Genomic DNA, 24,493 nt, shown 5'->3' on the forward strand with positions numbered 1-24,493 from the left:
AATAAAAATCTTAATTAAGTTGGTTTGGGTTGAGTTTGTATCCCACACCCCAAACGGTTTCTATAATGGGAGTTGGTTGATGTAATTCGAGCTTTGCGCGCAAGCGGTTAATATGCGAATTAACCGTATGTTCGTAGCCACTGTGTTGGTACCCCCATACTTTATCGAGCAGTTGTTGGCGGCTAAAGACATGATTTGGGTGACGTGCAAAGTACACAAGCAAATCAAATTCGGTGGCGGTTAGGTTAATTGCCTGTTCAGCTAAGTACACTTGATGAGAGTCAAATTCAATGTGTAGCGAGCCAACATGAAGCGTTGTTTCGCCCTTAATCGTATTCTGGTTAGTATTTTGGCTGGTGAGCAATTGTGCTCTGTGTCGCAGTTGGGTTTTTACTCTGGCTTGTAGTTCACGTGCAAAAAAGGGTTTACAAATATAATCGTCGGCGCCCATTTCTAGGCCTATAACTCTGTCCATATCGCTACTTAGTGCTGTTAGTAAAATCACTGAGATAGTTGGATAGTGTTCTTTTATTTTACGACATAAACTCAATCCATCCATTTGCGGAAGGTTTATATCCAGTAAAATAAGCCCGTAAGATTGTTTGGCTATTTTTTTCAAAGCCAGTTCAGCACTTACAACATGATCCACATGTAAATTTAGCGATGTAAGCTGTGTGGTAATTAATTTACCAATTTCTCTGTCGTCTTCAACTATGAGTAACTTTTCATGGCGCATCATTTATCCTCGTAAAAAAGGGGGGGCTTCCGTGCTCCCCAACTTCCCCATTAAAAGCTGGTATATCGAGGTTGATATTGATAAACGAATTACTGAGTGCGGGTAATAACCACTTTTGCTAATGGGTTATCAAATTTATGTTCAGGGCTAAGCACTGAGCTAGACAAACCATCTTCATTTGTAACTACACCTGGGTGTCTTGCTACAAAATTAACATCATCACGGGCTTCATTAAAACCTTCTCCGCCATCAGCAGGACCGGGTATCGTACCAGCTGCTTCTGTATTTGCTTCAGTACCTGCATCATAAGCAACGGTAGTGCGAGTTAAAGAGTCGCCGACGGCTAATGAAGATACATCTAAAGCACTAAGACCGGTAAACCCATCATTTGTATTCACCATCATAGTGGCAAGCGACAACTTAAGTGCCTCAAGTGACTCCGTGCTTAATGTAATCGTAGTATTGGCACCAGGTCCAACAGGACCTTCGCTTGATGCGTTGGCTATAGCGTTTTCTAATGCAAGCAGTTGGCTGTTATCGCCTCCTTCAGCTATTGCTTCTAATGCAACTGAGGCCGCATTGCCAACTTGCCAAAGAGTGCCTTCAGTATGTGCAATAACAGCAATAGGCGATAGTGGCTGCCCCGCGGTTAAATTGCTGACGGTAACATCAAATGTATAGCTTACAGGCTCAGGAGTTGGCGGTGTGACAACCTGAACAGGTTCGTTTCTGTCGTTATCGCCGCAGGCTGCAAGTGAGGCTGCAAGTGCAACAACCACGATGCTTTTTTTAAAGTTATTTAAAGATGCCATGATAACGCTCCTACTTAACCGTAACGGTTAGCTTAGCTACTGGGTTTAACCATCTGTGAACCGTATTACTTAAATCGCTATTACCAGCGGTTAGATCGTCGTCACCTAACGTGCCTGGGTGAATATGTACGTTAATATTGCTATCGGTACTTGTTAAGCCAGCGCCGCCTGTGCCCGCATCGCCACCTGGGGCTGCAGGAATACCTGGCGTACCCGGTGCACCTGAGCCATCGACAATGAGTTCATTATTGTGCTCAGTGCCTGCATCATATGCATTTAAGTAAACAGTATAAGTGCCTGCTTCGGTTGGGATTTTCCAGCTATCCAGGCCAACAAAGCCATCGTTTGTAGGCAGTAACATAGCGGTTACTGAGAGGTAGTCATTACCATCGGTTGTCATTAGTGTGGCCATGGTCGATGATGATGGCGCTAATAAGCCTCCTGCTGGGTTTGCAGCCATGTCGCTACCTGCTGCAGTAGCTTGTGCCATTAGTTCTGCAATGTTGCCACCTTCAGCCATTGTTTGTAATGCAGTAGAAGCTTCAGTTGCAACTTCAAAAAGCTTATCTTCGCTGTCGTGTGCTGTAACTAGCAGTGGGGTAAAGTGAATGCCTTGTGTTAGGTTGGTTATTGCTAGGTCTAACTCTGCAGCTATGGCTGACTGGCTAGCTACTGCTAAAAGAGTTGCAAGTGTAAATGTTGAAGCTTTCATTTTTATTTCCTGTATGTGATGATTCGAGATAAGTATTGAACAATCGTCTCCAGAAACTCTCACAAACTTATCACTTTTTTATCACAGAAATTTAGGTTGTGATTTTTTACAAATAAATAGATAAGTGGTGTTATATACCTGTGTATAATTAAACCGGATTTTAAAAATTAAAGGATTGTGCTATGGAACAAAATCAAGAAATTAAAGTCGTTAATAAAGATGACCGAACTTGGGCAATGCTATGTCATTTAAGTGCATTAGCTGGGTTTATTGTGCCATTCGGCTCGGTGTTAGGCCCCCTTATTATTTGGCTAATTAAAAAAGATGAAATGCCTATAGTTGATATACATGGTAAAAAAGCGCTTAACTTTCAAATTACTATGGCTATAGCTTATTTTGTATGTTTTTTACTAATTTTTGCAGCTGTTGGTTTACTACTGTTACCTATGGTCGCTATCTTTTCATTTGTGATGGTGGTTATCGCAAGCGTAAAAGCCAACGATGGCAAAGAGTTTAATTATCCTCTTAGCTTAAATTTAATAAAATAAGCGTTTTGATTTAAGTTAAAAAGTCGTTCAAACCCAGCTTAATGGCTGGGTTTAGTTTTTAGTCATAAGGGAAAAATGCTCTATATAACATTATTTTTTACAGCATTTATATCGGCTACGTTATTACCCAGCTCGTCTGAAGTATTGATGGGTGGGATGATAATGCAAGGTAATACTAACTTATGGCTAATTTGGTTTGCAGCAACCTTAGGCAATGTATTAGGCAGTTGTGTTAATTATTGGCTTGGAACACAAGCATTACGCTTCAAAGATAAAAAATGGTTTCCAGTTTCTGAAAAAGGGCTTAAAAAAGCGCAAAAGCAGTTTAATAAATATGGAGTATATAGCTTACTGTTTGCGTGGTTACCTATTGTTGGCGATCCACTAACTGTTATTGGCGGCGTGTTTAAAGTGCGCTTTAGTATGTTTTTAGTGCTAGTAACACTCGGCAAAGGGCTACGTTATTTAGCTGTAATAGCCCTTGCCGTTGGATTATTTGTGCCAGTCGAGAGTTAGCGACACAGAGTCTGCAAAGCGCAGCGCATGAGGTTTATCCACTCGGGCTTTGGCGTAATTCACACTTGGGTGCGAGTGGCAAACAGCAAGAATTTCAGCAACTAATTTTTCTAACAATAAAAAGTGACCCTGTTCAACTAAGGTAATTACTTCTTTAGTAATTACCTTGTAGTTAAGTGCTTGTTCTACTTCATCAGTTTCACAAGCTTGATCAGCCGGATAATGAATTTCTAAATTAATGACTACATCTTGTTTTTTTTCACGTTCATCTGGATTAAAGCCAATGAACGTGCGTAGCCGTAAATTAGTTACATTAATTATTGCGTTAGCCATAGATTATCCTTTGATCAGCTGTAAAAACTCGTTACGTGTTTTCGGATCGGCTCTAAAGTTTCCTAGCATTACCGAAGTACGCATGCTTGAGTTTTGCTTTTCTACACCACGCATCATCATACACATGTGCTTTGCCTCAACAATGACGCCTACACCTTTGGCACCAGTTACTTCCTCAACCGCTTTGGCAATTTGATGGGTTAGTTGTTCTTGAATCTGAAAACGGCGAGAGAACATATCCACAATACGTGCAAACTTAGACAAACCTAATACTTTGCCATCAGGGATATAAGCAATGTGACAGCGGCCAATAAACGGTAATAAGTGATGCTCACACATAGAGTAAAGCTCTATGTCTTGTATTAATACCATATCGTCAGCATCTGAGGTAAATACTGCATTATTAGTGATTTCGTTAAGCGTTTGGCGGTAACCTTGAGTTAGGTACTCCATCGCTTTTGCAGCGCGTTTTGGAGTATCGAGCAACCCTTCACGTTCTGCATCTTCACCGACTGCGGTTATAATTTTTTGATAGCTTTCTTTTAATTCGTTATGCATAAGTTTCTCGTTTATTTAGATGACTTACTTAAGATGGCGACCACCATCAACAGGTAAAGCACGGCCTGTGATGTAGTGGCTGTTTAGTAGTAGGTCGATGCTATTGATAATTTCTTGGCATCCAGGTTCGATACCCATTAATGATTTTTTTAAAGTTTTAGCGCGATACTGCTCATCATCATGTTGATTAAAAATAATTAATGATGGTGCGACGGAATTCACTTTAATATTCGGTGCATATTTAGCACTAAATGATTTGGTTAAGTTATCCAAGGCGGCTTTGCTGGCCGCATAGGCTAAGTGTTTTGGGCTGCCAGTTTCCACTACGTAATCAGTTAGATGAATAATGTCAGCGGGCTTAGCATGAGACGCCTGATAATTTAATAGTAAATCTGCACAGCGTAAGTTTACCAAGTACGGTGTTTTTGCATGAATGCGCATCATACTGTCAAACAGCTGCTCAAACTGAGGATTGTTAGCTTCACAGTCCCAGCTTGATGCATTATGAATTATCGCGCTTAGTGAGTCAGTCTGTGCTTTAAGTAATGTAATAAAAGTATTAATACCCTCATCAGAACTAAAGTCAGCATAAAGACAAGTGGCCCCTTGTTGTTCTAGCAAATCTACCGCTTCATGGCGGGTACGATAAGTAATAATGACCGCTTGCCCTTGGGCTATAAAATGCTGTGCAAGCGCAAGTCCTATACGTTGTCCTGCACCAGTAATTAAAATAGGGGGGGTCATAAAATATAAAACTCTCTGTTGGCAAGCGTTAAGGTTAACCGTTAAAATTTAAGCCACTTATTTTCACGCCATTTTTTACGTAAAATATAAGCGGCTCGATCAGTTAAATCACACTTATAATATTGATTTAAAAAGCATCGTATATTGTTGGAATAGGCTGGCGCTTATGTTGCGTGCGTTGGTAAATTGCAATCAGTGTTTGTTCCACATGCTCGGAGACTGGTTTACCTTCTAAAAAGTCATCAATTTCTTCATAGCTTAAGCCTAATGCTTCCTCGTCAGTCAAACCTGGTCTATCACTTTCTAAATCGGCAGTAGGTGCTTTTTCAACTAACAAAGCAGGTGCACCTAATGCTGTTGCCAATGCTCTAACCTGACGTTTAGATAGACCAAACAAAGGGGCTAAGTCGCAGGCGCCATCGCCAAACTTAGTATAAAAACCGGTAATGTTTTCGGCGCTATGGTCGGTACCTACAACGAGCCCTTGGCAAAACCCAGCAATTTCATATTGTGCAACCATACGTTGGCGTGCTTTCACATTGCCTTTAATAAAGTCTATTTTTTCTTGTGTTGGCAATGGCTGATTATTACCAGCTAAAGTTGCCATTGTTTGCTCGTGCAGTGCGTCGGTTGCAGGCTGAATATTAACGGTCATACGGGTGCTGGGCTTAATAAAATCAACCGCCATTTGTGCTTCGCTTTCATCTGCTTGCACTCCATACGGTAAGCGCACCGCAATAAATTGATACTGTGTATCTTGGTGTTCTTGATTAAGCTCATTAACAGCAAGTTGGCATAATCGGCCACAGGTTGATGAGTCTACACCGCCACTAATACCTAGTACCAGTGAAGTTGAGTATGCAGCTTTTAAACGTGCTTTAATAAAATTTACTCGGCGTTTAATTTCAGCGTTAACATCAATACTAGGCTGAACCTTCATTTCAGCCATAATTTCGGCGCGCATGGCCCGCTCCTTAAAGTTAAAAAGTTTTAATGCTCAAAAAAGAATAGCTATTATGTGATTTCAAATTACACAATTAAAGTCCTATATACTCTTTTATTTGTTTAAGTTGAGCTTTTAGCTCGTTAATTTCAGCGAGTATCTCATTGAGCTCTTGGTTTTTTAACTCGTCTGTAATGGTTTGTGTTGCTGTTGGCTCATCGTTTTCTGCAGAAGGTGCTGTAAATAAGTGGATATAACGGCTATCACGCTTACCAGGCTCACGGGGCAGCTTTTTAACATGGCCATTTTCAATCAATTGTTCAAGCGATGTTTCAACGTCGTCAACATTGGTAAAGTCAGCTAAGCGAGCACAACGGGTTTTTAATTCACCGGGTGTTTGAGCTCCCCGCAATAATAATAAACATATAATGGCGCGTTGTTGTGCGTTAAATTGTAAGTGACTAAATTGTGTATTACAAAAGCGATGGTCGTATTTAGATACACGTCCACTGAGACCTTCATCTTCTGTTACCAAGCGTAAGTCGATTAATTCGGCAATGGTAGCCTGAACTTGCTGTTGGCTTAATTCGAGCACAGGAGCGCGATTTGATTTTTGATTACAAGCATTCGTTAAGGCATTTAATGATAGTGGGTAATGTTCAGGCGTTGTTGTTTGCTTTTCCAATAAACAGCCAATAACTCTTTGTTGTTCAACTGATAACTGCATAATATCCCTTACTTCATCGATTCTATTTTAAGCTTACACTGTTATTTAGCGCTAAGCCATTGTTGCAATTTAGCATGCATAGCAGGGCCATCAAGAGGTTTACTTAAATAGTCGTTCATACCGGCATTTAAACATTTGTCTTTATCTCCGCGCATTGCATTAGCCGTTAGTGCAATAATGGGGATGGTTTGATTCTCTTGACCCGCAAGGCCCTCTCTAATAGCCATGGTAGCTTGGTATCCATCCATAATAGGCATTTGGCAATCCATTAAAATAAGTTGATAAGTGTTTACGGTTGCTCGGTTTAATTTCGTTAGTGCATCCTCACCATCCTCTGCAATATCAAAAGTGAGCTCGGCTTGTTTTAATAATGCACAGGCAACTACTTGATTTACTTTGTTATCTTCTACTAACAATACATGGCCTTTCGCTTTTTTAGGTGTATTAATCGCTGGAGGGAGCGCTAACTCTTTAGGTTGTGCTGCCAATGTTACTTTTACCAGCGTGTCATACAAACCAATAGCGGTGAGTGGTTTAAAAATTAAGGCTGCTTCATTGTTTCCATAAAATAAATTGCTTTTTGAATAGCTCATTGGGGCCATAATCAGAATATGACTGTTCACTAAAAAATGTTTCAATTTTTCAGCCAAGGGGTGCGCTATAGGCTCCAAAAAGCTTGTGTCAATAATTGCCACATCCGGCGGTGTTTGTTGATTATTAGTTATATAAGTTTCAACCTCTTTGTAATCACACACAGCACTGACATCTGCGCCCCATAACGTTAATTGCTTTTCGATGATGGTGGCATTCATCTCGCTGTTATCAACAATGAGTATCCGCTTTGCTTGTATATGTTGGCAATCTAAATCAAATGCTTGGTCTATCACTGAGCTAATGTTGACTGAAAAAGTAAAGGTGCTGCCTTCATTAGGTAGGCTATATACACTTACTTCGCCTCCCATGAGTTCGCACAGCTGCCTAACTATTGCCAAGCCTAAACCGGTGCCACCATATTGGCGGGTTGTTGATGCATCAGCTTGAGTAAAAGAATCAAATAACTGTTTTTGCTTCTCTAAACTGATACCAATGCCGGTATCAATAATCGCACATTCTAAAGTCGTATCATCGAGAGTTTTTTCAATGGTAGCGGTTACCAGTACTTGTCCGTTTTGAGTAAATTTTACGGCATTGGCAATCAAGTTATTTAAAATTTGTCGTAATCTATTTGGATCACACACAATCTCACTGGTGCTTACATGCGTAGTATCTAAAATTAATTGGGTGTTATTGCTTTCGGCCTTGAGCGCAAACGACTCAATAATCTCGCCTAGTAACTGTGGTAGATTAAATTGAATACTTTCTATGTCTAACTTACCAGCCTCTATTTTAGAAAAGTCTAAAATATCATTAATAATCCCTAATAAAGATTCTGCTGACGACTGGGCAAGTTTAATATGATGACGTTGTTGCTGATCAAGCGAGGTCGTTTGAATAATATTAAGCATACCTAACACCCCATTCATCGGAGTGCGAATTTCATGACTCATGCTGGCTAAAAACTCACTTTTAGCGATCACCGCTTGTTCAGCGGCTTCTTTTGCCATTACTAGTTCTGCTTCCGTTTCTATGCGCTGTTCACTAGAGTAAAGGCTTCCTATTAGTGCGCCGATTGCAATTAAAAAACCTTCTTCGTTTTGCGTCCATGCTCTAACGCTTGCTTGTTCTGCGCATACAACACCAATTGAGCCGCTGCCTGCGGGGATCATTACACAGAGCATTGCTTTTATAGATGATGGCTCGAGGTAGTTTTTTGCTAAGGGGGCGAGGCAAGCTTGTTGTTGAGCATTCTGGGCGCTAAAAACAGCTTTTTTTTCTAGGGTGGTAAAAAAATCAGGAATGTCTTGCTGGCGCCAAGGGGTATTATTATCACTGTTATTTTGGCTATAACTCGCAATGGGACTAAGTTGAGTTTTGTATTTATCAAACAGGCGAATGCTTACTGTATTCACTTTAAGTGCACGACACACCGCACGAGTAATTAGCTCTTTAGATTCGCTTAATTTACCATTTAATATGTGGTCGCTAATTGTTAGCGACGCTAAAGTTTCGTTAAAGCGGGCTATTTTTCGATCTTCTATTGCTACCTTTTTACGAGCATCAATATTTTGTAATGAGCCGAATATTCTGATGCAGCGTCCATTTTTATGCTCTGCTTCACCATGTATGAGTGCCCAAATTACTTCGCCTTTGGCATTAATAACTTCAAGTTCAGCCTCGTAACTTTCACCATATTTAACCGCTTTAGTGATCAGTTCAGCCGCCTTATCTCTGCTTTTTCCCTCTTTAAAGTAATATAAATCGGATGACCATTTAGGTTGCTCATCTAAAGGGTATTCAAATATCTTTTTGGTCATGTCTGACCAAAATACCTGTTTTTTTTCTAAATCAAATGACCATGCGCCTACTTGAGCTAGGTTACTCATTATCTCGAGCATTTTTTCGTTTTCGTGTTCTCTATTAAGCATTTTTAAAAACAATAAAAACGCAAAAATAAGCAAACTTAAAATAACACTAATAACAATACGTAATGGCCAGACAGACGACGATGCCGGTTGCCAGCCTGTTTTTGGCACTACATAGAGCTGCCAAGCTCCGCCTTGAAAGTTTAGGTTAAACTCAAGCGGGTTTTGGCTGGTAATTTCAGGGTCACCAAAGAAAAACTCACCTTGTTTACCTAAGCCATTGCGTCCTTGAATAGCAACGGTGTATTTTTTTTGTAATTCGAAAATTCCAGCGTTGTTATAGACTTTTTCTATATCGAGTACCACAGAAAGCAGCCCCCAAAAAGAGTGGTCTTCAGGTAAATAAACTGGCACTCGTGCAATCAAAGCTTCACTGCCTTGAACTAACGTGAGCGGTCCAGCCATTACAATAGTATTAGTGTCGCGTGCTTTAATAGCATCATCGCGTTGCGCTTTATTTTCTAAAAAATTGAGTCCTATGGCTTTTTCATTCCCTTTAAGCGGGTAGGTCATTGTGATGACCATGTTAGGTGCAGCACCAATATTACGTAGTTCGTTAGAGGTGTTAAACAGCGGAGCGGCAATTTTCCCAAAGCGTGTTTGGCTTAAATTGGGCTCGGCAGCAACGGCCACAGCCAAGCCACGTATTAATTGAATATTTGATACCAAAATAGCTTCAAGCTGGGCTCTGTAGGTACTTACTTGAGAAAGGACTTGTAAACGGTAAGCATCTTTTGCCCGATTATAATTAAGCCGCTCAAGCACTAAGCTAGTTATTACAAGTAAACTGATTGCAAATAAAAAGGTAAGCTTAAAATTATAAATGGATGTGCGTTTACTTTTGCGCTGTTGCCACATAGGGTGTAATTAAATTGTTAATATAGAAAGCTTAACTATAGCTAACTAACACTAGAAACAAAAATGGCGCAGTTAAATATGCGCCATTTTCTTTTTAACTATGTACACGTTTAGATATTATGAATCACTAACTTCGCGTGCCCAATGATGCTGTTTCGCAACATGTAACTTACGGTAGCCATCCAATAATGCGGCGTGCTTTTTAAAGCCTTCAAGTGATAAACCTGGGAAAGTTAAGCCGTTAAAGCGTGTGCGACTTTCTGCAATCTCAATTGCAAGGGTGACATTATTAGCGCCAAACATCAGTCCTAAGGCGTCTTGGTAGCTTGCATATTCACGTTCGTCATCGTATTTAATTTCTAAAATAGCTTTTAAACAACGGAAATGACGCATCGCGTCTTCATTAACTTGGCCGGTATGTAAAATCCAGTCAACCCAATCAATCGCTTCTTCGCTGCCTGCGGCTAAGCATAAGTGTGCTTTCAGTTCACCAATACGTAGAGTATGCCAAGGCGTATCGGCATCGGTTGCTAAGCCAATGAATTCAGCAGCGCGAATAATATCGCTGTGACCAGCTTCTTCTAGGTTTTCGTAAATTTCCATCAGTTGCTCAGTGTCATATTGATCAAGTGATAAGAAAGTTTCGCGGAATTTAGCGCCTTCGTTGTTATTACGCCAAATAAGCTCATCTACCGGATAAATATCAGACATACCAGGCACTAAAATACGACATGCATACACATTTAAGTGGGTGTAATCCATGATGTAGATATCATGGCCCATGCTGTGAATTAAATCAGTACAGAAGTTATATTCTTGCTCAGTTGAACCACTAAAGTCCCAATGTACAAATTCAAAGTCTGCTTCAGAACGGAAAAAGTCATGAGAAATTAAACCGCTTGAATCAATAAAGTGCAGTTCAATGTTTTCAGGTGTGGCTACTTCGTCGTTGTCAAAAGTGGCAGGTTGAAATACGTCTAGTTGATCTAGGCGACGACCTTGCAGTAATTCGGTAACGGTTCGCTCTAGCGCCACTTCAAATGAAGGATGAGCACCAAAAGAGGCAAATACAGAGCCATCCACTGGGTTGATTAGCGTAACACTCATTACAGGGTATTTACCGCCAAGTGAGGCATCTGCAATACGTAAATGGAAGCCATGGCTACGCAATTCTTCACAGGCTTCATGAATTTTAGGGTATTGTTTTACCACTTCTTCAGGCACGATTGGTAAGCTAATACCTTCAGCAATAATGCGATTTTTAATGGCGCGTTCAAATACCTCCGATAACCCCTGTACACGGGCTTCAAATTTAGTATTACCAGCACTCATACCATTAGAAACAAAAATATTACCAATCACGTTCACCGGAATATAAATATCTTGGCCGTCGCGCTGGCGGGTATAAGGCACAGTACAAATACCACGCTCAAAATTACCAGAATTAAAGTCATAAAGGTGTGAGGCAGTTAATTCACGCTCAGGGTCGAAGTAATCCCATAAGCTTTCATCCATAATCCCTTGTGGTACTTCATCTTCTGCTACTTTAAACCACTTTTCGTTCGGGTAATGAGTAAAGTCACCATTGGCAAATTCTTCACCTAAGTAAAAATCAGCAAAAAAATAGTTACAGCTTAAACGCTCAAAATATTCACCTAGCGCAGAAGCGATAGAGGCTTTATCAGTAGCACCTTTACCGTTAGTAAACATCACACCACAGTCGCTATCTTTTATATGAACTGAATAACAGTTTGCTACAGGGTTAAGCCATAGCGCTTCTTCAATATTAATATTTAGCGCTTTTAGCTTGTTTTGCATGGTAGAGATAGACGATTCTAAATCGCGGTCTTTACCTTTAATAAATGTTTTTTCAGTCATTTTGATCTCAACTAGGTCTGCACAATACATGAACTGTGTATTATCGTGGATTTTGATGTTTATTTCACCCTTTACCCGCTTTTCGTAGCGTTTTTAATAGAACGATTATGAATATATGCTAATAATAGTTTATTGAAAAAGTTGAAGGGTATGTTTATGTTTAAAGTAATCAAACGGTTGCTATTAATTGTTGTGGTTTTAGCGCTTGGGGGGACTGCTATTGTATACGGCGTGTTGACTCTAAGTTTACCTACCCTTGATGGCAAAGGCCGAAGCGATGCGGTAACGCAGCCAGTTAAAGTTGCTCGAGATACGCTTGGCCAAGCTGTTATCACTGCAGCTACTCGCCATGATGCTGCCTATGGCTTAGGTTATGCTCACGGGCAAGATCGCTTTTTTCAAATGGATTTACTTAGACGTAATGCCGCAGGTGAGCTCAGTGAGCTATTTGGTAAAGCCGCGCTCGCTCTTGATAAAAAAATGCGCTTTCATCAATTACGTAAACGTAGCCAAACAATTTTAAAAACTCTCCCCCAAGCCGATAAGCAACTACTAAAAAGCTATGCACAAGGGGTAAACGAAGGACTTGCGCAAGTAGGGTACCCAAGTTTTGAATACCTACTTACAGGGGCTGAGCAACAACCATGGCAAAGCGAAGATAGTCTGTTAGTTATTTTTAGCATGTATTTAGATTTACAAACCGCTACCTTTGAGCGCGACCAAGCTTTAATTCAAATACAGCAGCAATACGGCGCAAAAATGGTTGAATTTTTAACCCAACCAAGCCAATACCAAGCAGCATTAGATGGCAGTGTTTTAACACCTTATTCTCAAACTATACCTCAGTTACCAACGCAGCCATTAGCGGCGATTAAAAGCATTACTGCTAATTTAGAAGTAGGCAGTAATAACTGGGCAGTGACCGCAGATTTAACTAATACTCAAGCTGCGATGCTTTCAGATGATATGCACTTATCAATGGCGGTGCCGGTTATTTGGTATCGAGCGCAGCTTAATTACACTCATAACAATCAAGCGTATCAGGTAACCGGTGTTTCGTTACCAGGAGCACCTGCCATTGTGGTTGGCAGTAATAATAAAATTGCATGGGGATTTACTAATGGCTATATAGATACAGCCGACTGGGTTGCACTAACGGATAGCAGTAAAACATGGCAAGTAAATGAAGTGATTACCTTGGATAATGGCAACTATGAAATCTATCCCTTAACGCTAAGTGAGTATGGCCCTGTTAAATACATTAACAATCAGCCTTATGCCTTAAGTTGGGCTGCGCATCAGCCGTATGCCGTTGATATGCAATTGTTACAGCTTGAGCAGGCTGAAACAGTGGATGATGCCCTTAATATTGCAAGTAACGTGGGTATTCCGGTACAAAACTTAATGGTGGTAGATAGTCAAGGCAGTGCAGCTTGGAAACACATGGGCGGTATTCCTGCGCGAACAGTACCCAGTGAGTTAGCCATTAATGAAAATGAATATGCAGCAACTTGGCAGCAAAATGAAGTTATTCGCCCGTTTGTTAAAAACCCTGAGAGTGGGCGCTTGTGGACAGGGAATTCGCGAGTGGTCTCTGCTGAGGATAATGCACGTTTTGGTAATGGCGGCTATGCCTTAGGTGCTCGTGCGATGCAAATTCGCGATCGGTTGTTTGAAAAACAGCAGTTTAACGAAGGTGACTTTTATCAATTACAGTTAGACAATCAAGCGCGCTTTTTAACCCCTTGGCATGGCTTATTACTTGAGCAGTTAAAACAGCAGCCAGAACACTATGCAGATTATATCAATGCACTGGATAACTGGCAGCAATGCGCCTGCCCAACCTCCGTTGGTTATACCTTAGTTAAGACGTATCGTGATGAACTAATAAATATTTTATTTAGTAGTATTGAAGCGAGTCTCAATAAGCAGGATGGTACATTGAGTTATGTAAAGCGCGATTTAGAGCCCGCTGTTTGGCAATTAATAAAAGCGCAGCCAGCAAGTTGGGTTAACCCACAATTTACTAATTGGGAGCAGCAATTACAGGCAGCCTTTGAGCAAACTATCGCACAGTTAACAACAAAGTTTGGTAATAACATTCAAAACTGGCAATGGGGTAAAGTAAACGAATTGGCGATTGAACACCCATTTGCTAAACAAATACCTCTATTGAGTAAGCTACTAAATATGCCTACCGCTCCAGGGTTTGGTGATAGCTATATGCCTGCCGTACAAAAAACCAGTTTTGGCGCATCGCAGCGATTTATTGCCCAACCTGGACATTTAGAAAGTGCCATTTTAACAGTGCCTGGAGGGCAATCAGGGCACCCGCTTTCTGAGTTTTATCGAGCCGGTTTTGATGAATATGCAGAAGGAAAGCACACCCCATTGTTACCGCAAACATTCATGCATCAAATTGAAATAGTGCCTATCAACGACTAGCTTTGGATGCAGAGTGAGCTAAATAAGTTGCTATCACGTTTTATAACCATGATTATTAATTATAGGGTTACAACAATGAAAAAATTACTACCGGCATTAATAACGACTTTACTACTGAGCAACTACGCGGCGGCGGATGACAACCCAGTTACAGCTAAGCAGCTTAGCGAGCATGTGTACGTTCTATACGGACAAGGTGGCAACATTGCAGCCAGCGTTGGGGATGATGGCATATATATCATTGATGATCAGTTTGCCAAACTCTCAGCCGATATTAAAAAAACCATTAGCGACTTAAAGCCAGGCAGTGCAGAGTTTGTGATTAACACTCATCATCATGGCGATCACACCGGTGGTAACGAAAACTTTGCTAAAGCCGGAGCCCATGTTATTGCCCACAATAATGTACATAAACGCCTAAAAGAAAAACATGGCGAAGGGTCTGATTACCTACCACGAATTAGTTTTGGTGATGATTTAACACTGCACTTTAATAATGAGCAAGCGCATGTTGTGCATTATCAACATGCTCACACCGATGGCGATGCGGTGATTTTTTTCAATAATGATAATATTGTGCACATGGGCGATATTTACTTTAACTTTGGCAGCCTGCCGTTTGTTGATGTAGACAGTGGTGGTAGCGTTGATGGTGTTTTAGCGGCGGTTGATGATGTGATTAATCAGATTGATGATAAAACCCAAGTTATTCCTGGTCATGGCCCGCTAAGTGACCGTTCAGGACTGATCACGTATCGTAAGCTGTTGCAACAAGCGAAAGATGTTATGCTAAAAGCAATGCAAAATGACGCCAGTTTAGAGCAGGTACTTAAAGCAGACCCATTGTCAGAACTTGGTCTTGAATATGCAAATTGGTTACCTAAAGAGCGCGTAACCACACTTTTTTATCGCAGTTTAAAGTAGCGCACAGCGCGAATAAAAACGCATAAACCTAATAAAGCTGAGCATGTGTTCAGCTTTTTTAATTCTTACATGCCCCAAGGAGTTGCGTATGTCGGCAGAAAAAACCCATCTTGAAATTTGTAACTTAACCCGAGAACAATACCCACAAATTAAAACCTTGATGGACGAAGCTTACCCCGACCTAGGCGGCGCATGGCCAAGCCATACTATTTTTAGACTCATCGATCAATTCCCTGAAGGGCAAATAGGTATTGTGGATGATGGCGTGCTGGTGGGTTTAGCGCTGAGTGTACAGGTAGATTATGCGCGTTTTTCAAACCCGCATACCTATGAAGATATTGCCGACGGCCACGACCGCGTATTTAGCGACACCACAGGGGATGCTTTATACGGTTTGGATGTTGCTATTAGTGAGCAATACCGAGGCATGCGTTTAGGGCGTCGTTTATATGATGCGCGAAAAGAATTGTGCCGTCAGTATAACTTACGCGCTATTTTGGCGGGTGGGCGTATTCCGCGTTATTACAATCACAGCAGTGAAATGACCCCGATGGAATACATTGCTAAGGTCGATCAAAAAGAGCTGTATGACCCCATACTCAGTTTTCAATTAGCCAATGACTTTCAGGTTAAACGATTATTGAAAAAATACTTACCTGAAGATCAGGAGTCGGTCGGTTATGCCACATTACTTGAGTGGAATAACATTATGTATGAGCCAACCGACACCGTTATTGAGTCAACTAAATCAATCGTGCGCGTAGGGGCTGTGCAGTGGCAAATGCGCTGCGTTGAATCGGTTGAAGAAATGCTTAAGCAAGTTGAATACTTTGTTGATACGGTATCTGATTACAAAAGCGATTTTATTTTATTCCCTGAGTTTTTTAATGCGCCACTGATGGGATTAACCGAGCAAAGTAATCAAACTGAAGCAATCCGCTATTTAGCCGAATACACAGAGACCTTTAAAAACGCCATGTCGCGTATGGCGATAGAATACAACGCCAACATTATTACCGGCTCAATGCCGCTTGCCGAAGACGATAAAATATATAACGTTAGTTATTTATGCCATCGCAGCGGTAAAATAGACGAGCAACGTAAAATTCATATTACCCCGCATGAACAAAATGATTGGGTGATCCAAGGCGGTGATAAAATTGCTGTATTCGATACCGATGCAGGCCGTGTAGGGATTCAAATTTGTTACGATGTCGAATTTCCTGAGCTATCACGTATTTTGGCTACCCAAGGCTTGGATATTTTATTTGTGCCATTTTGGACTGACACTAAAAATAGTTACTTGCGTGTACGCCATTGTGCCCAAGCACGTGCCATTGAAAACGAATGTTATGTGGTTATTGCAGGCTCTGTGGGTAACTTACCTGAAGTAGAAAGCTTAGATGTGCAGTTTTCGCAGTCGGCGGTACTAACCCCATCGGACTTTTCATTTCCACATGATGCCACCCTAAATGAAGCCACCACCAATACAGAAATGTTATTATTTAGCGACTTAGATATGGATAAGTTAAAAATTCTTCACAGTGAAGGGACAGTGCGTAATTTAAAAGATCGCCGTCACGATTTGTATGAAGTAATATTGAAAAAGAGAGATGTTTAATGGCGTGGATGTATTTAATTATTGCAGGGTTACTTGAGATTGGTTGGCCTATAGGGTTAAAAATTTCACAAACCCCTGAAACTCGTTGGCAGGGCATAGCAGTTGCCGTTGCATTTATGGTCGCGAGTGGCTTTATGTTGTGGTTAGCGCAAAAGCAAATATCTATGGGTACGTCATATGCGGTGTGGACAGGTATTGGGGCCGCTGGTACGTTTTTAGTAGGTATATTATTTTACGGTGATGCCGCCACGTTTGGTCGTATTGCTGGTGTGTTAATGATTATTTGCGGTGTGATCACCCTAAAAATTAGTCATTAGTTATTAAAAAACGAGCGCAGGTTGATACCTGCGCTTTTTTAACTGCTCGGCAGCATTACCAATATCGCAGCCACTGCAATCAATAATAGCCCAGCGCTATCTTGGCGTTTTAGCGGTTGTTTTAACCATAAAACAGCAATCAACATCGTAAAAAATACTTCTATCTGGCCGAGCGTTTTTACATAGGCAACATGTTGCAAGCTCATTGCGCTAAACCAACCTATTGATCCCAAGCAACTAAATATACTCACCGTACAAGTCATGCCCTTATGCTGAAACATAGTTTTAAATGTATCGCGTTCCTTTAAGGCAATATAAATACACAGCATCAGTGTTTGTAAACTAATAACAAGCAATAAAACCCATGCAGGCGCATACGGAAAAGCAATCCCCGAACTCAAGCTGGCTTCTCTGATCCATGACGATGACAACGCAAACGAAGTGCCGCAGGTAAGTCCTATTAATGCTGTTTTTAAGCTAAAGTGTTTCATATTGGCGATACCACTTAATAGCAATACCGCAATTGCACCAATAAACACGCCAAACCAACCAAGTAATGAAAGCGTTGAGCCAAAAAACAGCAACCCGAGTATGGCCGCCATAAGCGCTTCACTTTTAGCCAGCCCAGCGCCTACAGCAAAATTATTCATTTTAAATAATTTAACCATGAGTCCCGTGGCAATAATTTGCACTATGCTGGCACCAATAATGTAGCTAATAAATAAAGGGTTGAATGAAGGAAAGGGAGCATCTTGGTAATAATAAAGCGCATATAAATACAGCCCAGCAATAGGGCTTGCCACAATAAAGCGGGCTAATGTAACGCCAGCAATGCTCACATGAGTGCTTAATTTACTTTGCAGAGCATTGCGCCATGACTGCATAAATGCAGCAAAAATAGTCAGTAAAATCCAAATCATCTTAAACAACATACAATAAGCGGAGGAGTAATTTAGCAGTACTGTGACATGAAAGCGACCATCAAAAAGGCATAATGAATATTCATCACCTGCGACAATTTGCCACAGTGACGCACTGCTTAAATCGGCTATAGTGTCTGGGATGTTACTGCTAGCCGCCAGAACTCAGGTTATTTATATTTGGCGGCTTTTTTCTATTTGCTGTGTTATTTTGAGTTATAAAAAATAACTTGAGAATGATAATGACAACTTTATTAGTTTGCGCCTTAATGGCAGTGACTATGCCTTATGTTGCAAGGATCCCAGCTATTATAGAAATGAATAAGCTCGGTGGTTACGATAATAAACATCCGCGCCAGCAACAAACACAGCTTACAGGGCTCGGAGCAAGGGCGTTGGCCGCACATCAAAACTGTTTTGAGTCGCTAGCGGTATTTGCCGTTGCTTTGGCTGTGGTATTAGGCACCAATAATATTAATGCCGTAACCGAAACTTTAGCGATGACGCATATTGTAGCGCGTATTTTATTTTGTGTTTTTTATTACTTAAACCTCGATATTATTCGATCGTTCACTTGGCTGGTGGGAATAGGGACCGCTATTGGCATGATCGCTGTCAGTTTGTAACGTTAAGAAGCAAAAACCACAAAGCAAGCAGCCTAAAAGGGTGCTTGCTTTATAGTCTTAAATAACTCAATAGCATTAATGCGATACTTTAATTCGCTCTATCAAATCGGTATTTGCAACCTCGCTGTTTATGGCAAAATCTAGCTGTACGAGTACATCGTTAAAGCCTGCTTTTGACGTTTTATACTCCCACTTTGACAAGGCTTCTTTAGCTGATTTATCAAAAACATCTGAAGGCTGTGACTGAAGTACATTAATATTTTTTGTTTTACCATTGGCAGTAATATCGTATTTTAACACCACAGATCCACTAATGCCTTGCTTAGCTGCTTGGGCTGGATAAAGCGGCTCAATGCGAATTACAGGTGAAATATGCTCTGTTTTAGTTGCCTCAACCTGTGGTTGTTTTGCAATTGCTAATCCACTGAGCAAACTCGCAGCTATGAGTAACAAGCTCCCTTTTGCTAGGCGTGAATGTGCGCCATTATGCTTGATATTAGTAAGTCGTTGTAACATGGTTTTTTTATCTCCGTAGTGTGAATAAGCCATCAGACCCGCTGGTGCATTTGCAGCGCAGTTTACTAAGGCTTTGCTGTATAAAATCTGTTGCTGTGTGGTTTTATTACTTAGTACCCGTTCATCACAAGTTAGCTCTTGTAAGCGCCTACAGCTTGCGTATGCCATCCAAGCTAAAGGGTTAAACCACATTAAAATTGTAGCCAGTAATAGCAGCGCATTTGTTAGGTTATCTTTGCGTTTTATATGCACATTTTCGTGCTCTAAAATAAGCGCCAATGTAGCTTTATCAAACAGAGTATTGTAGTTGTGTGGTAAAACTAGCTTGCTATTTAGTACCCCAATTACCATAGGTGTTGCAACTTGATGGCTAGTAAAGGTTTTTACCCCTGAGCTTATTTCTGCTTGTAAATTTGTTACTTCACAAAGCTGTAGGTTGCTTACAAATCGGCGATGAATAATCCAAGTGGCGAATAAAAGCAGTGCCGTAATAACTACATAAAATAGCGCCCAGTTAATACTAATAGTGCTTATTAATGGTTGATTAGGAGTAATGATATAATGACTAATAGGACTGTTTTGTAATGGCCTAATTGCATTGGGTAAATTAGCGATAAGCAGCGAGGCTGGTATTAACCACACTAATTTATAAATAAGCTGCGAACCAATTGCTTTTAAGCCAAAGCGCTCAAGTAAAACAAATCCTGCAAACAACAGACTCAATAATAGCTGTTGCTCTATTAGCCAATTAAAGCTTGTTTGAATAACCATGAGAATCCCTTACTTTTGGTTTTTTTCCCAGTCATCTATGACTTTTTTAAGCTCGTTTATATCTTGTTGAGAGAGTTTTTCTGATTTCGCAAAACCACTTACCAACGGAGCTATACGGCCACTAAAAAAACGCTCAATAAAGTTCTGGCTTTCTTTTTGGGTGTAATCAGCACGATTTATACAGGGGGTGTAAATATATTGGCGGCCTTCTTTTTCGAAGCTAAGCGCTCCTTTTTTAACTAATCGACCTAGTAAGGTTTTAATGGTTTTTTCGTGCCATTGTTTATCATCACTCAAGCGCTCAATAATTTGGCTGGCATTAGCGGGGTAGCTAATCCATAGCGCATCGAGTACTTCAAATTCTGCTTTTGATAATTCGATCATTTTATTGCCTACAAGTGTAATCTTTAATTTAAGACTACACTTGTAATCTATTTTTGCAAGTTTATTTTATATTTTTTAATTGCATTAAAGTGAGGGGGGGTAGCGTGAGCTTGTTAGCCTAAAATGTCGCTTTTATTAATTTTTATAAACTGGTTTTCAGGTAAATTTAAATGGTCTAACAGTAATTCACTTATTTGTACGCGGTATAAATCAATCACTTTGTAACCACAGTAATGCGCCATTTTACGAATTTGTCGATTTAGTCCTTGTTTTAAAATAATACTAAACTGATTGTCAGTGATTTTAGTCACCTCACACGGCAAGGTCATTTGCTTGTCGACAGGGATGCCTGCAGCCATTTTTTCGCAAAAATTCTCATCTAAAGGTTTATTGACGGTTACTAAATAGCGTTTAGGCTGATGAAAGTCAGGGTGGATCAGCTGGTTACAAAAACCCCCATCATTGGTCAAAATAAGCAATCCGCGTGAGTCTTTATCAAGGCGACCAATAGGGTATACCCGTGTTAGTTGCGGTAAATGATGAATAAGGCTGCTTGGGTCGTGCTGATTGAGTTTACAATCAATTCCTACAGGTTTGTGATAAGCAAAGTAGACTAAATCGGCAGGGCCTTCAATGGTTTGGCCATTAATAATGACACTGTCGTTTTCGTCCACATGATCAATATGATTTGCGGGGCGATTATTAACCATGACCACACCTTCATCAATCAAACGCGAGGCTTGTTTGCGAGAGCACACGCCGGCATGCGCTATGTACTTTGCGAGTCGAATTTTTGTATTCATGATAGCGCGTAATTAAAAAAATCTGATCGCGATTATAGCAAAGCTGCGTATTGATTACTTGGACAGTTAATTTAACAGTAGGTAGGTTAATATGGGTATTCAATTTTCAGAACTAAAAAAGCATCAGCCATTACAAAAAGTGGTGGTTCATTCACTGGAAATGGCCTTGTATCAAGTGTCTGTTGTCATTAATAATGTTGAATACTATGTACAAGAAAGTGATGGTGAATTTGTAAAGGCAGTTAGCCCATTACATATTCAAAAACGATTTGAAGACATTGCTTATGCGCAAATGATGCTCAGGCATACCAGCGCTTATGATGAAATGTGTGGTCAGCCGGAAAAAATTTCTAGCAATATGCTGGAAGTTCCCTTTGGACAAAATAACCTGTTTTAACATCAGGTATTTGCTAAAATAGGCTTATTTGGAACGGCCAATGTACCTATTGCATGCTGATAATACTGAGCAATTAAACCAAGCACTGCGCGCTAATATGCTTGAGTTTAATGCTCAACACTTCGACGTAGAGCGCCAAGCTCTTGGCTTTAAATATCTCGATAAACATCATGAATTAGTTGCCGGTATAAGCGGTCATGTATTTGGCAATTGGCTGCTAATAAGTTGGTTGTGGTGTGCTGAATCGGCACGAGGCAATGGCTTGGCTGATTCGTTATTAACATCACTTGAAAATGCAGCAATTGAAATGGGTGCCGTTCAGGCTCAGCTTGACACCTTAGATTTTCAAGCCAAACCTTTCTATGAAAAGCGCGGTTATCAGGTTAAATATCAACTTAACAATTACCCGATTAGTGGTACGCGTTACTTTATGGAAAAACCGCTAATAGTGGCTAAATAATGCTGATTTGAATATTACTCTTTTGTGGTTAAAGGTGTGCCATCAAAGCTAATGCCTAAAAACGGTGTTGCCTCGGGCGCTAACATAAACGTACGAATATTCATGTGATCATCGGCATTTGGGTTGTTTAGTACATCTTCACGGTAAAATTGACCAAAACAATCTAAGGTATTTTGTTTACTAAGACCGTTGAGCTTAGCAAATGCAAAAATTTTGCACGAACCGTTATTTTCACTCGCAGAACTTAATAACCCATGGTTATTAAATCTACATGCAGTAAAGTCATAATGTGCTTCAATCACCGCCATTGTGTTGGTAAATTGAATTTTTTTTGGATTGTTTGCTAGTTGCTGTAAAAAGTCTAGTAGTAACATTTTTATCCTTTTAAATATAAAGTTATGAGAATATTAAAAATCGTTGCTAGTAAGCTCTGCATTTAAAAGCTTTCCATCATTAATATAGAAATAACCATCCCAGTATTGTGACGTAAATTCTACTGAATCAAAAAGCTCATAGTAATCACCTAACTGTGCAAGGTTTGCAACAGGATCTTTGTACTTTATATCCGAAAACTCCCAACTATTTCCTTGCTTAAAATAGTCCGCTAATGCCGCGAGTTTTATATTATTAGTAGAGATAGGTTCAAAAAGTTTTAGCTTGGCAATAGAGTCAGCTTCCTCATATAAGAACTCGCTGCATGGAGTAACATTGATATTTTTTTCAGAGGAACTGATTAGTTTTAATGATGTGTTTAAATTTTTATTAAAATTACCATCGGCTTTAGCGGTAAAGCTTTTAATACAGTGCTTATTGAATGCGACTTTGCCTATTAGCTGCCCTTGGGAAAGTCCTATCAGCCTTTGTTCTATTTTTGTGTCTGATGACTTGTAGTATGCGGTTTCAACATTTACAAATTTTTTCTTTAATGCCTTTATTTGTAGAGGCGTTATAGGAGCCGCTGCTTCTACAACCACATCATTATTGAGTTTGATTTTAAGCTCTTTATTTTCCAGTGTGAGCACATTATTAATTTGCATGGGCAATAAATTTAAATGAAACTGATAGCCTACCAATTGATTATTAATGAAATGCAAAGCATGGTTTCTGCCATAAACGCGGATTAATTTGTTTTCGCTTTTGAGCTCCAAGCTGTGTAATCCTAGTATATGAGCTACTTCCTGCGTACTTTGACCAAGTTTTGTGCCAAAGAAGAAATTTGGCTTAACTAACTTACTATCAAACTCTTTAAATAAGGGTTTTTTATTTTTAAAAGAAATTGTTATTTTATTTTCTGTTGATTGCAGGATGCCAAATAAGTGCTCTCCTTCAATAAAAACAGCTTTTGACATTGCTTGTTGTTCATTACAGTTTTTAGACGGTGTAAAATAAGCTGTATAATGTAAGTGTCTTTTGTCTGAGCTAGAAAGGTTATTTTGATTAGTTTCTCGTATAATTAGAAACTTTTCTTTAATATGAATCTGGCTATCACTCGATTTCTTTGTGGCATTTTTAAACTTAGATAAAGCTTCGGCTCTTAAGTCTTTTTGTGCTTTTGCTTCGTCATCTGACTTTGATAACGTTATCTCAGTTTTAATGACCAGAGTGTCTGAAGTGTTTTCACAGCTTTTATCTTTTACAAAGTAAGTTGTGGCTTGAGCGCTGCACTGCCAAATGCAAAGAATTAAAAATAAAATAATACGCATAAACTTCCCTATTTATAGTTATTTGAAGCTTAACTCTAACTCATTTTTTTGTTGATTTATATTAAAATTAAATCGCGATAAAAAGTTCATCCCTAATAAGCCTTGGCCGTGGATATTTTCGATACTGAGCACTTCAAAGTCGTAAATTAGTTGCTCACCTACTTTAAAAGACTCAACTTGATAGCGCTTAACTTAAATTTTCCCATTTGCAGTGTTTACTGTTACATCGTTTAAATAAAGGGCCTCGGGGGAAGTTGGCTAATAACATTACTCGAAAGAGAGGTAATACTTGCGCCGGCATCTATCATTAATTTAGCTCGTTACTAATTAAATAATGCGCGCCGTAAGGGGTAAGAGGAGTAAAGCCACCTTGCGATTTAGAGTAGTTAATGCGCTTATAAAGTCGCTTTGCTGGTAATAGACATGAGTACGTACGTATAAAAAATGGCTATTGTTGTTTTGATAATCGAGAGCCAGATTTGGGTTTGTGCGATAATTTCTTGCCAATTTTGTTGCTCACTTAAACTATGAAGTTCGGTTTTTGTTAAATTTCCCAAGCGCACATTTAAAGTGCTTTGATGTTGCTCATTTTACAACGGTTGTAGTTCAAACAGCGCAATGATTGCATTTTGAATTTGCTCATCATTTATTGAATAATCGATCTGTAATATAAGTAATTCTGTATTGTAAGGGTCTTGATTTAATAGTGTGTTTAAAAG

25 protein-coding genes are annotated in these 24,493 nt (G+C 39.9%); 9 read left to right on the forward strand and 16 right to left on the reverse strand.

The window, feature by feature from the left end; genetic code table 11:
• Positions 1-10 precede the first annotated feature (10 nt).
• From P3J6_RS01695 to P3J6_RS01705, 3 genes are all read right to left on the reverse strand, one after another.
• Positions 11-736: a response regulator transcription factor gene (locus tag P3J6_RS01695; RefSeq protein WP_198522062.1), complete on the reverse strand. Its 726-nt coding sequence runs from the start codon at positions 734-736 to the stop codon at positions 11-13.
• A gap of 89 nt (positions 737-825) precedes the next feature.
• Positions 826-1,548, reverse strand: coding sequence for a spondin domain-containing protein (locus tag P3J6_RS01700; RefSeq protein WP_198522063.1), 723 nt, complete (start codon positions 1,546-1,548; stop codon positions 826-828).
• Positions 1,549-1,558: 10 nt separating this feature from the next.
• On the reverse strand, positions 1,559-2,260 hold the full coding sequence (locus tag P3J6_RS01705) for a spondin domain-containing protein (RefSeq protein WP_178954503.1): 702 nt from the start codon (positions 2,258-2,260) through the stop codon (positions 1,559-1,561).
• Between the two features lie 182 nt (positions 2,261-2,442).
• On the opposite strand from P3J6_RS01705, the gene P3J6_RS01710 reads away from it, so the two are divergent.
• Positions 2,443-2,808 (forward strand): DUF4870 domain-containing protein, encoded by a 366-nt coding sequence (locus tag P3J6_RS01710; RefSeq protein ID WP_010392586.1) that lies wholly within the window; start codon positions 2,443-2,445, stop codon positions 2,806-2,808.
• Positions 2,809-2,883: 75 nt separating this feature from the next.
• Positions 2,884-3,324: a YqaA family protein gene (locus tag P3J6_RS01715; protein ID WP_198522064.1), complete on the forward strand. Its 441-nt coding sequence runs from the start codon at positions 2,884-2,886 to the stop codon at positions 3,322-3,324.
• On the opposite strand, the gene folX is transcribed toward P3J6_RS01715, so the two are convergent.
• The 7 genes from folX to ycaO form a co-directional block, all read right to left on the reverse strand.
• A complete protein-coding gene (gene folX / locus P3J6_RS01720; protein ID WP_054202892.1) occupies positions 3,301-3,657 on the reverse strand; it encodes a dihydroneopterin triphosphate 2'-epimerase in 357 nt (118 codons plus the stop codon). The genes P3J6_RS01715 and folX overlap by 24 nt on opposite strands.
• A gap of 3 nt (positions 3,658-3,660) precedes the next feature.
• Positions 3,661-4,215, reverse strand: a complete 555-nt coding sequence (gene folE / locus P3J6_RS01725; protein ID WP_008108996.1) for a GTP cyclohydrolase I FolE — start codon at positions 4,213-4,215, stop codon at positions 3,661-3,663.
• Between the two features lie 24 nt (positions 4,216-4,239).
• Complete coding sequence (gene folM / locus P3J6_RS01730) at positions 4,240-4,959, reverse strand: dihydromonapterin reductase (protein ID WP_198522065.1); 720 nt, start codon at positions 4,957-4,959, stop codon at positions 4,240-4,242.
• A 127-nt stretch (positions 4,960-5,086) separates the two neighbouring features.
• Positions 5,087-5,923, reverse strand: coding sequence for an ammonia-dependent NAD(+) synthetase (nadE, locus tag P3J6_RS01735; RefSeq protein ID WP_138605451.1), 837 nt, complete (start codon positions 5,921-5,923; stop codon positions 5,087-5,089).
• Between the two features lie 73 nt (positions 5,924-5,996).
• Positions 5,997-6,629, reverse strand: coding sequence for a YceH family protein (locus P3J6_RS01740; RefSeq protein WP_198522066.1), 633 nt, complete (start codon positions 6,627-6,629; stop codon positions 5,997-5,999).
• Positions 6,630-6,670: 41 nt separating this feature from the next.
• Positions 6,671-10,009, reverse strand: coding sequence for an ATP-binding protein (locus tag P3J6_RS01745; RefSeq protein WP_198522067.1), 3,339 nt, complete (start codon positions 10,007-10,009; stop codon positions 6,671-6,673).
• Positions 10,010-10,126: 117 nt separating this feature from the next.
• Entirely contained in the window at positions 10,127-11,887 is a 1,761-nt protein-coding gene (ycaO, locus tag P3J6_RS01750; protein ID WP_198522068.1) for a 30S ribosomal protein S12 methylthiotransferase accessory factor YcaO, read from the reverse strand.
• Positions 11,888-12,043: 156 nt separating this feature from the next.
• Here ycaO and P3J6_RS01755 point away from each other — a divergent pair, with 156 nt between their 5' ends.
• From P3J6_RS01755 to P3J6_RS01770, 4 genes are all read left to right on the forward strand, one after another.
• Positions 12,044-14,332: a penicillin acylase family protein gene (locus P3J6_RS01755; RefSeq protein ID WP_198522069.1), complete on the forward strand. Its 2,289-nt coding sequence runs from the start codon at positions 12,044-12,046 to the stop codon at positions 14,330-14,332.
• A 75-nt stretch (positions 14,333-14,407) separates the two neighbouring features.
• On the forward strand, positions 14,408-15,256 hold the full coding sequence (locus P3J6_RS01760) for an MBL fold metallo-hydrolase (RefSeq protein ID WP_198522070.1): 849 nt from the start codon (positions 14,408-14,410) through the stop codon (positions 15,254-15,256).
• 88 nt (positions 15,257-15,344) lie between these two features.
• Positions 15,345-16,877, forward strand: coding sequence for a bifunctional GNAT family N-acetyltransferase/carbon-nitrogen hydrolase family protein (locus P3J6_RS01765; RefSeq protein WP_076919942.1), 1,533 nt, complete (start codon positions 15,345-15,347; stop codon positions 16,875-16,877).
• Complete coding sequence (locus P3J6_RS01770) at positions 16,877-17,194, forward strand: DMT family transporter (RefSeq protein WP_008109014.1); 318 nt, start codon at positions 16,877-16,879, stop codon at positions 17,192-17,194. Before P3J6_RS01765 ends, P3J6_RS01770 begins: the two co-directional genes overlap by 1 nt.
• 38 nt (positions 17,195-17,232) lie before the next feature.
• Here the strand turns inward: P3J6_RS01770 and P3J6_RS01775 are convergent, their stop codons facing one another.
• Positions 17,233-18,114 carry a DMT family transporter gene (locus P3J6_RS01775; protein ID WP_198522071.1) on the reverse strand — a complete coding sequence of 294 codons (882 nt, stop codon included), beginning with the start codon at positions 18,112-18,114 and terminating at the stop codon, positions 17,233-17,235.
• A gap of 242 nt (positions 18,115-18,356) precedes the next feature.
• Here P3J6_RS01775 and P3J6_RS01780 point away from each other — a divergent pair, with 242 nt between their 5' ends.
• Positions 18,357-18,740, forward strand: a complete 384-nt coding sequence (locus P3J6_RS01780) for an MAPEG family protein (protein ID WP_198522072.1) — start codon at positions 18,357-18,359, stop codon at positions 18,738-18,740.
• Between the two features lie 75 nt (positions 18,741-18,815).
• Here the strand turns inward: P3J6_RS01780 and P3J6_RS01785 are convergent, their stop codons facing one another.
• The 3 genes from P3J6_RS01785 to P3J6_RS01795 form a co-directional block, all read right to left on the reverse strand.
• The gene (locus P3J6_RS01785) at positions 18,816-20,027 is read right to left on the reverse strand and encodes a M56 family metallopeptidase (RefSeq protein WP_198522073.1); all 1,212 of its coding nucleotides are present in this window, start codon (positions 20,025-20,027) and stop codon (positions 18,816-18,818) included.
• A gap of 9 nt (positions 20,028-20,036) precedes the next feature.
• Positions 20,037-20,411: a BlaI/MecI/CopY family transcriptional regulator gene (locus tag P3J6_RS01790; protein WP_054202882.1), complete on the reverse strand. Its 375-nt coding sequence runs from the start codon at positions 20,409-20,411 to the stop codon at positions 20,037-20,039.
• Between the two features lie 113 nt (positions 20,412-20,524).
• Positions 20,525-21,214 carry a pseudouridine synthase gene (locus P3J6_RS01795; protein ID WP_198522074.1) on the reverse strand — a complete coding sequence of 230 codons (690 nt, stop codon included), beginning with the start codon at positions 21,212-21,214 and terminating at the stop codon, positions 20,525-20,527.
• 91 nt (positions 21,215-21,305) lie between these two features.
• Here P3J6_RS01795 and P3J6_RS01800 point away from each other — a divergent pair, with 91 nt between their 5' ends.
• Complete coding sequence (locus P3J6_RS01800; protein ID WP_008109023.1) at positions 21,306-21,611, forward strand: DUF6482 family protein; 306 nt, start codon at positions 21,306-21,308, stop codon at positions 21,609-21,611.
• 40 nt (positions 21,612-21,651) lie between these two features.
• Positions 21,652-22,071 carry a GNAT family N-acetyltransferase gene (locus P3J6_RS01805; RefSeq protein ID WP_198522075.1) on the forward strand — a complete coding sequence of 140 codons (420 nt, stop codon included), beginning with the start codon at positions 21,652-21,654 and terminating at the stop codon, positions 22,069-22,071.
• A gap of 14 nt (positions 22,072-22,085) precedes the next feature.
• Here P3J6_RS01805 and P3J6_RS01810 read toward each other — a convergent pair whose 3' ends face one another.
• Together P3J6_RS01810 and P3J6_RS01815 are read right to left on the reverse strand one after the other, a co-directional pair.
• On the reverse strand, positions 22,086-22,445 hold the full coding sequence (locus P3J6_RS01810; RefSeq protein ID WP_198522076.1) for a HopJ type III effector protein: 360 nt from the start codon (positions 22,443-22,445) through the stop codon (positions 22,086-22,088).
• Between the two features lie 33 nt (positions 22,446-22,478).
• Positions 22,479-23,774 (reverse strand): hypothetical protein, encoded by a 1,296-nt coding sequence (locus tag P3J6_RS01815; protein WP_198522077.1) that lies wholly within the window; start codon positions 23,772-23,774, stop codon positions 22,479-22,481.
• Positions 23,775-24,493: the final 719 nt, after the last annotated feature.

This window comes from Pseudoalteromonas sp. 3J6, assembly GCF_903995135.1.
In the GTDB taxonomy this organism is placed as follows: Bacteria; Pseudomonadota; Gammaproteobacteria; order Enterobacterales; family Alteromonadaceae; genus Pseudoalteromonas.

What these genes read in the sequence shown, in the direction of transcription:
- P3J6_RS01755 (WP_198522069.1), top strand. Translation starts at nt 12,044, where the DNA reads ATGTTTAAAGTAATCAAACGGTTGCTATTAATTGTTGTGGTTTTAGCG.
- P3J6_RS01760 (WP_198522070.1), top strand. Translation starts at nt 14,408, where the DNA reads ATGAAAAAATTACTACCGGCATTAATAACGACTTTACTACTGAGCAAC.
- P3J6_RS01715 (WP_198522064.1), top strand. Translation starts at nt 2,884, where the DNA reads ATGCTCTATATAACATTATTTTTTACAGCATTTATATCGGCTACGTTA.
- folM (WP_198522065.1), bottom strand. Translation starts at nt 4,959, where the DNA reads ATGACCCCCCCTATTTTAATTACTGGTGCAGGACAACGTATAGGACTT.
- P3J6_RS01700 (WP_198522063.1), bottom strand. Translation starts at nt 1,548, where the DNA reads ATGGCATCTTTAAATAACTTTAAAAAAAGCATCGTGGTTGTTGCACTT.
- P3J6_RS01795 (WP_198522074.1), bottom strand. Translation starts at nt 21,214, where the DNA reads ATGAATACAAAAATTCGACTCGCAAAGTACATAGCGCATGCCGGCGTG.
- P3J6_RS01800 (WP_008109023.1), top strand. Translation starts at nt 21,306, where the DNA reads ATGGGTATTCAATTTTCAGAACTAAAAAAGCATCAGCCATTACAAAAA.
- P3J6_RS01805 (WP_198522075.1), top strand. Translation starts at nt 21,652, where the DNA reads ATGTACCTATTGCATGCTGATAATACTGAGCAATTAAACCAAGCACTG.
- P3J6_RS01770 (WP_008109014.1), top strand. Translation starts at nt 16,877, where the DNA reads ATGGCGTGGATGTATTTAATTATTGCAGGGTTACTTGAGATTGGTTGG.
- P3J6_RS01740 (WP_198522066.1), bottom strand. Translation starts at nt 6,629, where the DNA reads ATGCAGTTATCAGTTGAACAACAAAGAGTTATTGGCTGTTTATTGGAA.
- P3J6_RS01710 (WP_010392586.1), top strand. Translation starts at nt 2,443, where the DNA reads ATGGAACAAAATCAAGAAATTAAAGTCGTTAATAAAGATGACCGAACT.
- ycaO (WP_198522068.1), bottom strand. Translation starts at nt 11,887, where the DNA reads ATGACTGAAAAAACATTTATTAAAGGTAAAGACCGCGATTTAGAATCG.
- P3J6_RS01780 (WP_198522072.1), top strand. Translation starts at nt 18,357, where the DNA reads ATGACAACTTTATTAGTTTGCGCCTTAATGGCAGTGACTATGCCTTAT.
- P3J6_RS01745 (WP_198522067.1), bottom strand. Translation starts at nt 10,009, where the DNA reads ATGTGGCAACAGCGCAAAAGTAAACGCACATCCATTTATAATTTTAAG.
- P3J6_RS01695 (WP_198522062.1), bottom strand. Translation starts at nt 736, where the DNA reads ATGCGCCATGAAAAGTTACTCATAGTTGAAGACGACAGAGAAATTGGT.
- P3J6_RS01765 (WP_076919942.1), top strand. Translation starts at nt 15,345, where the DNA reads ATGTCGGCAGAAAAAACCCATCTTGAAATTTGTAACTTAACCCGAGAA.
- P3J6_RS01790 (WP_054202882.1), bottom strand. Translation starts at nt 20,411, where the DNA reads ATGATCGAATTATCAAAAGCAGAATTTGAAGTACTCGATGCGCTATGG.
- folX (WP_054202892.1), bottom strand. Translation starts at nt 3,657, where the DNA reads ATGGCTAACGCAATAATTAATGTAACTAATTTACGGCTACGCACGTTC.
- nadE (WP_138605451.1), bottom strand. Translation starts at nt 5,923, where the DNA reads ATGCGCGCCGAAATTATGGCTGAAATGAAGGTTCAGCCTAGTATTGAT.
- P3J6_RS01775 (WP_198522071.1), bottom strand. Translation starts at nt 18,114, where the DNA reads ATGATTTGGATTTTACTGACTATTTTTGCTGCATTTATGCAGTCATGG.
- P3J6_RS01815 (WP_198522077.1), bottom strand. Translation starts at nt 23,774, where the DNA reads ATGCGTATTATTTTATTTTTAATTCTTTGCATTTGGCAGTGCAGCGCT.
- P3J6_RS01810 (WP_198522076.1), bottom strand. Translation starts at nt 22,445, where the DNA reads ATGTTACTACTAGACTTTTTACAGCAACTAGCAAACAATCCAAAAAAA.
- P3J6_RS01785 (WP_198522073.1), bottom strand. Translation starts at nt 20,027, where the DNA reads ATGGTTATTCAAACAAGCTTTAATTGGCTAATAGAGCAACAGCTATTA.
- folE (WP_008108996.1), bottom strand. Translation starts at nt 4,215, where the DNA reads ATGCATAACGAATTAAAAGAAAGCTATCAAAAAATTATAACCGCAGTC.
- P3J6_RS01705 (WP_178954503.1), bottom strand. Translation starts at nt 2,260, where the DNA reads ATGAAAGCTTCAACATTTACACTTGCAACTCTTTTAGCAGTAGCTAGC.